This is a genomic window from Brasilonema octagenarum UFV-OR1 (genome assembly GCF_963888615.1).
GTDB lineage: Bacteria > Cyanobacteriota > Cyanobacteriia > Cyanobacteriales > Nostocaceae > Brasilonema > Brasilonema sennae.
Window position 1 is genome coordinate 1 of record NZ_CAWPKW010000138.1, and the last position, 9,457, is coordinate 9,457.

At 43.5% G+C, this 9,457-nt stretch carries 10 protein-coding genes and 1 pseudogene; 10 read left to right on the forward strand and 1 reads right to left on the reverse strand.

What is annotated here, in order from left to right; translation table 11 throughout:
- A partial coding sequence (locus tag AC5590_RS09130) for a hypothetical protein (RefSeq protein ID WP_211178753.1) occupies nt 1–204 on the forward strand: 204 nt, incomplete at its 5' end.
- Here AC5590_RS09130 and AC5590_RS09135 read toward each other — a convergent pair.
- Entirely contained in the window at nt 197–646 is a 450-nt protein-coding gene (locus tag AC5590_RS09135; RefSeq protein WP_169268552.1) for a hypothetical protein, read from the reverse strand. The two genes, AC5590_RS09130 and AC5590_RS09135, sit on opposite strands and share 8 nt — an antisense overlap.
- A gap of 540 nt (nt 647–1,186) precedes the next feature.
- On the opposite strand from AC5590_RS09135, the gene AC5590_RS09140 reads away from it, so the two are divergent.
- The 9 genes and pseudogenes from AC5590_RS09140 to AC5590_RS09180 form a co-directional block, all read left to right on the forward strand.
- Nucleotides 1,187–1,438 carry a hypothetical protein gene (locus tag AC5590_RS09140; protein ID WP_169268553.1) on the forward strand — a complete coding sequence of 84 codons (252 nt, stop codon included), beginning with the start codon at nt 1,187–1,189 and terminating at the stop codon, nt 1,436–1,438.
- A 57-nt stretch (nt 1,439–1,495) separates the two neighbouring features.
- Nucleotides 1,496–2,866, forward strand: a complete 1,371-nt coding sequence (locus tag AC5590_RS09145; protein ID WP_169268554.1) for an NAD(P)/FAD-dependent oxidoreductase — start codon at nt 1,496–1,498, stop codon at nt 2,864–2,866.
- 40 nt (nt 2,867–2,906) lie between these two features.
- Complete coding sequence (locus tag AC5590_RS09150; protein ID WP_169268555.1) at nt 2,907–3,401, forward strand: DUF2231 domain-containing protein; 495 nt, start codon at nt 2,907–2,909, stop codon at nt 3,399–3,401.
- Nucleotides 3,398–4,003, forward strand: coding sequence for a DUF2231 domain-containing protein (locus AC5590_RS09155; RefSeq protein ID WP_169268556.1), 606 nt, complete (start codon nt 3,398–3,400; stop codon nt 4,001–4,003). Before AC5590_RS09150 ends, AC5590_RS09155 begins: the two co-directional genes overlap by 4 nt.
- A gap of 17 nt (nt 4,004–4,020) precedes the next feature.
- On the forward strand, nt 4,021–4,809 hold the full coding sequence (locus tag AC5590_RS09160) for a cytochrome c oxidase subunit II (protein WP_169268557.1): 789 nt from the start codon (nt 4,021–4,023) through the stop codon (nt 4,807–4,809).
- Between the two features lie 243 nt (nt 4,810–5,052).
- A complete protein-coding gene (gene iscB / locus AC5590_RS09165; RefSeq protein WP_169268558.1) occupies nt 5,053–6,315 on the forward strand; it encodes an RNA-guided endonuclease IscB in 1,263 nt (420 codons plus the stop codon).
- Between the two features lie 203 nt (nt 6,316–6,518).
- Nucleotides 6,519–8,174: a cytochrome c oxidase subunit I gene (gene ctaD, locus AC5590_RS09170; protein WP_169268559.1), complete on the forward strand. Its 1,656-nt coding sequence runs from the start codon at nt 6,519–6,521 to the stop codon at nt 8,172–8,174.
- 25 nt (nt 8,175–8,199) lie between these two features.
- Entirely contained in the window at nt 8,200–8,871 is a 672-nt protein-coding gene (locus AC5590_RS09175) for a cytochrome c oxidase subunit 3 (protein ID WP_169268560.1), read from the forward strand.
- A 333-nt stretch (nt 8,872–9,204) separates the two neighbouring features.
- Nucleotides 9,205–9,457: pseudogene (locus AC5590_RS09180) on the forward strand (hypothetical protein); the annotation flags it as partial.

Genomic DNA, 9,457 nt, shown 5'->3' on the forward strand with positions numbered 1-9,457 from the left:
GTATCTCCTACGGAGACGCTGCGCGAACGCTCGATTCGTGCGCTTGCGCTTACGCGTTCGCCCTTGGCGTGCGCTTTGCGCTTACGGCAGTTGCTTCACTTGGGGAGACACGCCAGATGCTACAAGTCGGCAGAGCCGCCCACCGCACTACTCCACTGTAGTTCCGCAGCAGATGCACTGCTAGTAAGTTTCGCAGCTACTTGAGATACAAGTTGCCCGCCAAACCGCCACTGATCACCTCTGATTTCAATAACTGTGCGATATGCATGATAGTTGGATCTGGAAAAATCACGCGGTGTTCCAACTCGATGGGAGTAGAAAGTCCGTTCTCGGCTGCCAGTTGGTTGAGCAAGCGCTGATCTAGCATTATATTCACATATTTGCCCTCCTTTTCCCGGCGATGCCATACAAACTCACGGGATGAATATACAAACACGCTTCCAGGAGGCAAGGCGGTGGTTTGTGTTTGACCCCCATCCACCGACCAAGCAACACGCTCATGGGGAGAAAATGCTACACTGATAGCGTCTTTGGGCATCGCAAAGTCAAAATTTCCGACCACTTCCAAACAAGCGTACTCGACAATCAAGTCATTCCACTCGGCTTTGAGAATAGTAGCCGTTGGTTGAAGCTTGGATGGTTGCATAGGAGAGTGAAATATTTCAATATACTAAACAATCCCAATTTTACTTGAGATGGGCTTTCTGCTATCAACGCTGTAAAAAAACCTTACTACAGACGTTACCCGCCGCACTTGTATTCTGAATCTGATTGTTTAACACTTGGTAAAGAGTGTTTCAATCTATGAATTTTATATGGCAAATATGTGACTTTTCTGCGGCGATAGGAATAAATCAAAATATATTATACTGTAAGATAATCAAGTTTACTTTTTAATGTCTTCCAAAAATCACTCTTTAGATAGTATTTTTATGGTTTCTTATCAATAAAAAATAAACATGATATGTGGTCTTATAAAAATATAAAACAACAGTGTCTAGTACAAACATATGAGTATGAAAAAAAATTGCGTTGTCTAATAATACCTTTGCATTCTTAAGTGTATTGACGATTAGATTCATATGGGACTGTTATAGTCAGTCATCATGGAATTCACAGGATGCAGGTAAAATAGGCACTATTTAAAGAATGGTAAGTTGGTTAGTTTTTTGTAGGAAATAATTTTATGGCTTTACCAACGCAAGAGTTGCAACCCCAAAAACAGTATGAAGGCAGAATTCAAGAAACTCCGCCACCAGGTACTCAAAATGATCCTTTGATTGCTAAAGGCTTACAAAAGGGACAATATCTAGGCATTTTCGCTTTTGTGATCGCCCTGATTGCTGTGATTGGATATTTTAGTCGCAGAGTCGAATACGCTATCTTATTCGCTGTTACCCTCAGTGTGATTTTGATTGTTTTCTTTTTAACGTTATAGCAGAGCAGTTTATCAATCAACGTATCTGCGAACAAAAGAATGGAGAAAAATTGTTTTATGAATAATCCAGTTTATCAAACAGTTGTTTTAGGCGGTGGCTTTACTGGGCTTTTTACAGCGTTGCAGCTTGCCCACGAACACTATCCTCGCTCTGTGATCTTAATTGATAGCAACGAACGCTTTTGCTTTAAGCCATTACTGTATGAGTATTTTAGTGGTGAGATGGATGCCTTTCAGGTATTGCCGCGTTTTACAGAATTGCTCAAAGGAAGCGGTGTGATTTTTGTTCAAGATACAGTGGAATCAATTGACTTGCATCAACGACAAGTTAAGTTAACTTCAGGAACCTGCTACGATTACAGCAATTTGGTATTAGCTTTAGGTAGTGTAAGTGGCTACTTTGGCGTCGAGGGGGCAAAAGAGTATGCTCTACCTTTTTGGACCGAAAAAGATGCGATCGCTATCGACCGACATTTGCATGACTGTTTGCGAAAAGCCGCCCAAACCGAAGATCCAGAACAACGTCGAAAATTACTTACATTTGCAGTCGTTGGTGGTGGTGCTTCAGGTGTGGAAATGGCAGCCACTTTAGCCGATTTGTTACCGAATTGGTATGCAGCACTCAGAGGCAATCCTCAAGAGATTCGAGTAGTACTTATTAACCACGGCAACGAAATTCTTAAGGGCGATGTCAACAGCAAATTACGTGAAACTGCTGAAACGCAATTGCAAAAACGCACCGTACCAGTAGAGATGCTGTTGGGGGCAGAAGTCACAGGTATTAGTCCCAACACACTTGAGTATAAGCGCGATGGCAAGTCTGTTACGCTGCCAACAAACACTACAATTTGGACAGCTGGCACTGCGACTAATCCGCTAATCAAAAACTTGCCAATCTCAGATGAACACCGAGACAAGCACGGTCGATTAAAAGTCACCAAAACCTTACAATTGTTTGATTTCCCAGAAGTTTTTGCAGGTGGTGATTGTGCTTTTGTAGAGGATACATCAATGCCCGCTACTGCACAAGTTGCATATCAGCTAGGAGCTACAATTGCCCACAACCTTAAAGCCATTGCTTTAGAAAAGGAACCGAAAACTGCTAAGGTTAGCTTACGCGGTACTCTGCTAAAACTTGGGTTAAATGAAGCTGCGGCTAACATTTTCGACGCTTTTGAAGTCACAGGCGAAGCCGCTCACTTAATTCGTCAAGGAACTTATTTAGAGCTACTGCCAACGCCAGTTCACAACTTCAAAGCAACGAAAGAATGGCTAGATGAACAGATTTTTCGCCACCACGTTGATCCTAACACTGCGAACAAGAAAGTTGTGCAGACAGCTGAGTTAGTTGGTGGTGCAGTCGTAGGTGTTTTAGTTGCAAGAAAATTACTCAAAATGTTAGGAGATGAGGACAAAAACAAGAAATAATGATTTAAAAAGAATTTAGAATCCACCAAAGGAGAAAGCAATGCCTGCTTTGCCTCTCAATAGTAATAACCTACCATATCCCGATCCCATCCATCCCGTCATCGTTCATTTCGTGATTGCGATGGTGTTTTTTTCCTTTTTTTGCGATGTGGTGGGCTATTTTACTCGCAACCACCGTTTGTTTGAAGTGAGTTTTTGGAATATCTTTGTTGCGGCGATCGCCATTTTCCTAGCCGTCATCTTTGGTCAGTTTGAAGCTGGTTTAGCCCAACCCTATCAAGCAGTCCAGCCAATACTAAATTCACACACAATAACCGGCTGGTCACTGGCAGCTATCCTTGTGGCTATCACAGCATGGCGCTTTGCCATTCGCGCCCGAGATCCACTGAAGATGCCAGTTGCTTACCTCGGTGCTGCCACATTTTTGATTTGCTTAGTTTCTTTGCAGGTATATTTAGGAAGCAAACTAGTTTGGGTTTATGGGTTGCATGTGGAACCAGTCGTTGAAGCAGCAAAGCAGGGGATTTTAAAATGAACTCGCAACTTATTGACCAGTTGTGGTTCAAGCTGGGTGCCAACGGATTACCCTACCAGATTCCAATACATCCAAATTTAGTGCATCTCACCCTCGGTCTATTCATTATCGGTATATTATTTGATATTGCAGGCACACTTTTTCCCTTAGAAAAACCAATCCTGAGATTTTTGAGTCTGCCTGTTATTCGTTCGGGCTTCTTTGATGTGGGCTGGTACAACTTGCTGGCTTGTACGGCGATTACATTTTTTACTGTTGCAGCAGGTTTTTTCGAGATTCTGCTTGCAAATCCACCAACTGATGTGAAAAGTCCTTGGGGATTGGGAGCTGGTTCAACCATGCTTTTGCACGGTGTCGGTGGTATTTTATTGTTAGCAGCGATCGTTGCTATGACTGTGTGGAGAGGATTGCAGCGCTACCGCTGGCGTAAGGATGCAACTCGGCAGGTGCAATGGAGCTATTTGTTAGTGGGCATTGTGCTAATGGGTATCCTTTATGTCCACGGAACGCTAGGGGCACACTTGGGCGGTGATTTTGGAATTCATAATACGGCTGGAAATTTGCTGCGACAAGGAAAAAATCCTAACGTACTGCTCAAGTAAGGGTGTAGGGGCTTGTTATGAGGAAAATTTTAAACATACTGCTATTGGCTGCTTTTATAGCAGTAATTCTTATTGCCAGCGGTTGGGTTGGACAGCAGGCGTACTCTTGGATGCCTCCTCAAGCAACAGCAGAAGCGAAACGGGTTGATGAGATCTTTAGCTTCCTAGCATCAATAGGAACGTTCATCTTCCTGGGACTGACTGGTATGATAGTGTTTTCGATGATTACTTGCCGTGCCCCCAGAGGAGACTGGAGTCATGGTCATCCCGTTAGGAATGATGCGAGGCTAGAGATTCTCTGGACAGTGGCTCCGACTGTACTTGTGTTGTGGCTTGCAATCCAAAGCTATAAAATTTATCAGGAATTGGATATCCTTGGTTTAACACAAGTGGTACACCTGCACATACCTATAGAAGAACCTGCTTACGCCGTCACAGTTAGCGAAAACCCCAAACCTGCTTCTCAAAATATTGAAGTAATCGCTAAGCAGTGGGTTTGGTCTTTCCGTTATCCAGGAAATGTTACCAGTAACGAATTGCATCTGCCGCTTAATCAGCGTACTGCCTTAACTCTGCATTCGGAGGACGTTATCCACGGTTTTTATGTCCCTGAGTTCCGTTTGAAGCAGGACATTGTCCCCAACCGCAAAATTGAGCTTGTGTTATCACCCACTCGGGAGGGCAAGTATCGGCTGAGTGATTCCCAATTCAGTGGTACTGACTTCGCCTTGATGCAGGCGGATGTTTACGTTGACTCTCCCGAAGCTTATAACCAGTGGGTTGCTGCTAAACGGTACAAACCGTAACAATCCGTAGCAATACGGGCAACTCCAGATCACTCCTTAAGTAAGAGTAGCCGTTATCTCACAAGTGTTAAAGTTCGTACCTTGGGATGTCGAATTAACTTAGATTCAAGCCAGTCCCAGGCTCTACAACTCAATAATTAAACAGACGAATTTGTTCATTAGCGTCGTCAGTGTTATTGAGAAAGTACCGAGAGATTAACTGATCGAGGCAAACATTACCAATGAGTTCCTAACAGGAATAAAATGCAAAACTACGTTTTCATTATTGATGTAAACAAGCAACCACTAAACCCAATTCGCCCCAAGCGAGCAAGAACCCTGCTGATGCGTGGAAAAGCGGCAGTTATAAGAATGTATCCCTTTACCCTCATACTAAAAACTGTTGTAGAGAATCCCGTATTAAGACCAGTAGAGTTAAAAATCGACCCTGATAGCAAAGTAACGGGACTGGCTTTAGTACAAGATGGCGAAGTTGTATGGGGTGCAAATCTTGAGCATAGAGGCGCAGAAATCAAATCAGATTTAGAGTCTAGATCTGCTGTTAGGAAGTCAAGGAGAAATAGAAAGACTCGGTACAGAAAAGCACGTTTTTTGAACAGAAAACGCACCCAAATGTGGCTTCCTCCAAGTCTGATGCACCGCGTCTTAACAATTGAGACATGGGTAAAAAGACTTTGTAGATATGTTCCAGTAACGGGTATTGTAATGGAATTAGTAAGGTTTGACACTCAAGCTTTGCAAAACCCAGAAATAACCGGTCAGGAATACCAGCAAGGTAAACTTTTTGGTTATGAAGTCAAAGAATACCTGTTAGCCAAGTGGGGCAGAAATTGTGTCTATTGTGGCAAGCAAGATGTCCCATTGCAGGTTGAACATATTCACCCAAAGTCCAATGGTGGCAGCGATAGAATTAGTAACTTGACCATTACTTGTGTTCGTTGTAATCAAAAAAAAGGGAGTAAGTCTATTGAAGACTTCCTAAAAAAGAAGCCGGATTTACTTCGTCAGATAAAAGTAGTACGATTAGCACCATTAAAAGATGCAGCAGCTGTTAACTCAACAAGATGGAAATTGTACCAATCTTTGAAAAAGATTTCTGGATTAAATATCGCTACCAGTACTGGTGGTCGTACTAAATACAACCGGATAAAAAACGGTTTCGATAAAGATCACTGGATCGATGCTTGTTGTGTTTGTGAATCTGGCTTAGGAGTTATTCTAAAGACCAAACAGGCAATGATGATTAAATCAACGGGTGTCGGTTCCGGACGACAAATGACACGGACGAACAAATTCGGATTTCCCTGCGCCAAACCTAAGCAGCGTTATCAGCATGGTTGGAAGACTGGCGATATTGCTCGTTTTATTGACGGCACAACAACTGGTCGCATAGTAGTTCAATCAGCATCCCGTTTAGAGATCCGTATAAACAAGCAGAGAATAGGTGGACAACTCAACAAGTTCAGCAAACTCCACTCAATGGATGGATATAATTACGCGTTCTGATTTCTCCCAGAACAATCCGTTGCGCTCCGTTTTTGGGCTATCTGATGATACGGCTTTCCCAGGCTGCTGCCCGTAAGTCAACTGTTAAGAATCGAACTTAAAACAGTTAACAGTTAACAGTTAACAGCGAACAGTTGCCAAAAAACACTGATAACTGATAACTGATAACTGGTTGATATAAATCCTCCTAGTTGAAAAAGAAGATGACAAATAACTCTATTGAAGATATGGGTAGGGCTAGCGAGTCCGAAAAGCCTAACTGGCGCGATTACTTGGGCTTTAGCAAAGACCATAAAGTCATCGGTGTCCAGTACATGGTGACGACTTTCATTTTCTTCTTGTTCGGCGGGCTGCTGGCTATGATTATTCGTGGCGAACTGGTGACGCCTGAATCAAGTCTGGTGAATCGCTCCCTTTACAATGGGTTATTCACGCTACACGGCACGGTGATGATCTTTTTGTGGATTATCCCGTTCATGGCAGGTCTTGCCAACTACTTAGTACCGCTGATGATTGGGGCAAGGGATATGGCTTTTCCACTCCTCAATGCGATCGCCTTCTGGATCATTCCCCCAGCAGGTATACTACTACTCTCAAGCTTCTTACTACCTGGTGGTCCTGCGCAAGCTGGCTGGTGGTCTTACCCACCCATTAGTCTCCAGAACTTATCGGATAAGTTAGTCAATGGCCAATTTATTTGGATTTTGAGTGTCATACTGCTGGGCATCTCATCAATTTTAGGGGGCATCAACTTCATCACCACCATTGTTTGGATGCGCGCCCCAGGTATGACGTTCTTCCGTATGCCGATATTCGTCTGGACAGTTCTGAGTGCGCAGATGCTGCAACTATTTTGCCTGCCCTCCCTCACCGGCGCATTGATACTACTGTTTTTTGACCTCAGTTTCGGGACAAATTTCTTCAAATCGTCGCAAAATGGGGACCCAATCATCTACCAGCACCTGTTTTGGTTCTATTCCCATCCAGCGGTTTACGTTATGGCGCTACCCGCTTTCGGTATTTTCTCGGAGATTCTTCCAGCGTTTTCCCGTAATCCGTTGTTTGGTTATCGGTCAGTAGCGATCGCCTCATTTGGAATTGCTATAGTGAGCACTTTTGTCTGGGTACACCATATGTTCACCAGTGCCACCCCTGACTGGATGCGGATACTCTTCATGCTCTCCTCAATGTTGGTCGCCATACCTACTGGTGTCAAAGTGTTCGCTTGGACTGCTACAGTCTGGAACGGCAGGCTGCATCTTTTGACACCAATGCTGTTTGCGTTGGGAGGTGTAGTGATGTTTATTTTCGGTGGTGTCACTGGCGTCATGCTCAGTTCAGTGCCATTTGATATTCACGTCAACAACACTTACTTCGTGGTGGGTCACTTCCACTATGTCGTCCACAATACGATCACGATGGCAATTTTTGCCGCAATTTACTTCTGGTTTCCTAAGATAACCGGAAAGATGTACGCCGAGGGCTGGGGCAAGGTACATTTCTTATTAACTTTCATCGGTGCCAACTTGACTTTTTTCCCCATGCATGCATTAGGTTTACAGGGTATGCTGCGCCGAGTTTCCTCCTACGATCCACGCTATCAAGGATGGAATGTTATTGTTAGCGTTGGGGCGTTCTTGCTTGGGATGGCGACGTTGCCCTTTATTGCAAATATGATAGGTTCTTTACTACTAGGGTCTAAAGCATCTGATAATCCCTGGCATGCCACAGGGTTGGAATGGAAAACTTCTTCACCGCCTCCAAAGGAGAACTTTGACGAAATTCCAGTTGTAAACGAACCGCCCTACCACTACAACGATAGATCCGAACCGACGCCAGAAGCTGTCATTCAAGAATAGCTGCAATTTTATCTAAGAAGCAATCATGGAAAATCCTATTCATTTATTAGAAGAAATATTAGATGAAAGTCCTATCCACTTCTATAAGTTGCGGCGATATCTACCGATTTGGCTGCACCGGTTCATACCGATAGGTGGCGGAAAAGCTGATGACGAGCATGGCAAAACGCTATTTGGTTTTACCGTCTTCCTGCTGTCGGAAAGCATCGTCTTCTTAAGTTTTTTCTTTACATATATTGCTCTGCGGTTGACGACTCCCAACTGGCTACCACCTGGTGTGTCCGGACCAGAATTATCTGGTTTTACGATTTTTAACACATTAGTGCTCCTTTCCAGTAGCTTAGTCATTCAATTGGCAGAAAATGCTCTGAAGCGTCGCAAAATTCGCAAATTTCGTTTGTTATGGCTGATCACTTCAGCTATGGGAACCTACTTCTTGATCGCTCAAGCAATTGAGTGGAGTCAGCTCAACTTCGGGCTGACTACGGGACTCGTTGGGGGGACATTCTACGTGCTAACTGGCTTCCACGGTTTGCACGTTCTTGTGGGTGTGCTTCTACAAATACTGATGGTGATTCGTTCTTTTATTCGGGGTAATTATAACAAAGGTCACTTTGGTGTGAGTGCAACAACTTTGTTCTGGCACTTTGTTGATGGGATTTGGGTGATTCTGTTCTCGCTTTTGTATATTTGGTAGGGCGATCGCTATGATTAATAAAAGAGAAATAATCTATAGCAATCCGAATTGAATCGTGAGAAAATACGCAGATTTTACATCCAATGTAAAAGTAAAATTTGATTTAATATTGGCGATTAGAAATCGCGGCTATACAGACGAAACCCGCCTGCGCGGGTTATTTTATGAAGTCCACGTAGGTGGACTTTGTTTGTGTAGTAGCGATTTCTAATCGCCCAATTATTTCCTATATTTACAATAATTAAGTAACTTTGTCTCCCAACGTGGTAAAAGTATTCAATAACCGTCATTTGACGACTTCTCTTAACAATATTTTTTAAGGTATAAAATTAGGTGCGTTACTCATTATTTTTCTTCTGCTTGCCCCTTGCAACCCTAGCAAGCCTTAGCTACCTTGCCGTCGCCAGAGCACAAATCACTCCTGATAACAGTCTCGGTGCGGAAAGTTCTGTTGTTGCTCCCAATGTTGAGATTAAGGGCATCCCTAGCGACAGGATTGACGGGGGCGCAACTCGTGGGGCGAACCTGTTTCACAGTTTTCAGGAATTTAATATCAATGCTGGTAGAGGAGCTTATTTTTCCAATC

Excerpts from the sequence above, each read along its gene's own strand:
- AC5590_RS09150 (WP_169268555.1), top strand. The coding sequence starts at position 2,907 with ATGCCTGCTTTGCCTCTCAATAGTAATAACCTACCATATCCCGATCCC.
- AC5590_RS09160 (WP_169268557.1), top strand. The coding sequence starts at position 4,021 with ATGAGGAAAATTTTAAACATACTGCTATTGGCTGCTTTTATAGCAGTA.
- AC5590_RS09175 (WP_169268560.1), top strand. The coding sequence starts at position 8,200 with ATGGAAAATCCTATTCATTTATTAGAAGAAATATTAGATGAAAGTCCT.
- AC5590_RS09145 (WP_169268554.1), top strand. The coding sequence starts at position 1,496 with ATGAATAATCCAGTTTATCAAACAGTTGTTTTAGGCGGTGGCTTTACT.
- AC5590_RS09135 (WP_169268552.1), bottom strand. The coding sequence starts at position 646 with ATGCAACCATCCAAGCTTCAACCAACGGCTACTATTCTCAAAGCCGAG.
- ctaD (WP_169268559.1), top strand. The coding sequence starts at position 6,519 with ATGACAAATAACTCTATTGAAGATATGGGTAGGGCTAGCGAGTCCGAA.
- AC5590_RS09140 (WP_169268553.1), top strand. The coding sequence starts at position 1,187 with ATGGCTTTACCAACGCAAGAGTTGCAACCCCAAAAACAGTATGAAGGC.
- iscB (WP_169268558.1), top strand. The coding sequence starts at position 5,053 with ATGCAAAACTACGTTTTCATTATTGATGTAAACAAGCAACCACTAAAC.
- AC5590_RS09155 (WP_169268556.1), top strand. The coding sequence starts at position 3,398 with ATGAACTCGCAACTTATTGACCAGTTGTGGTTCAAGCTGGGTGCCAAC.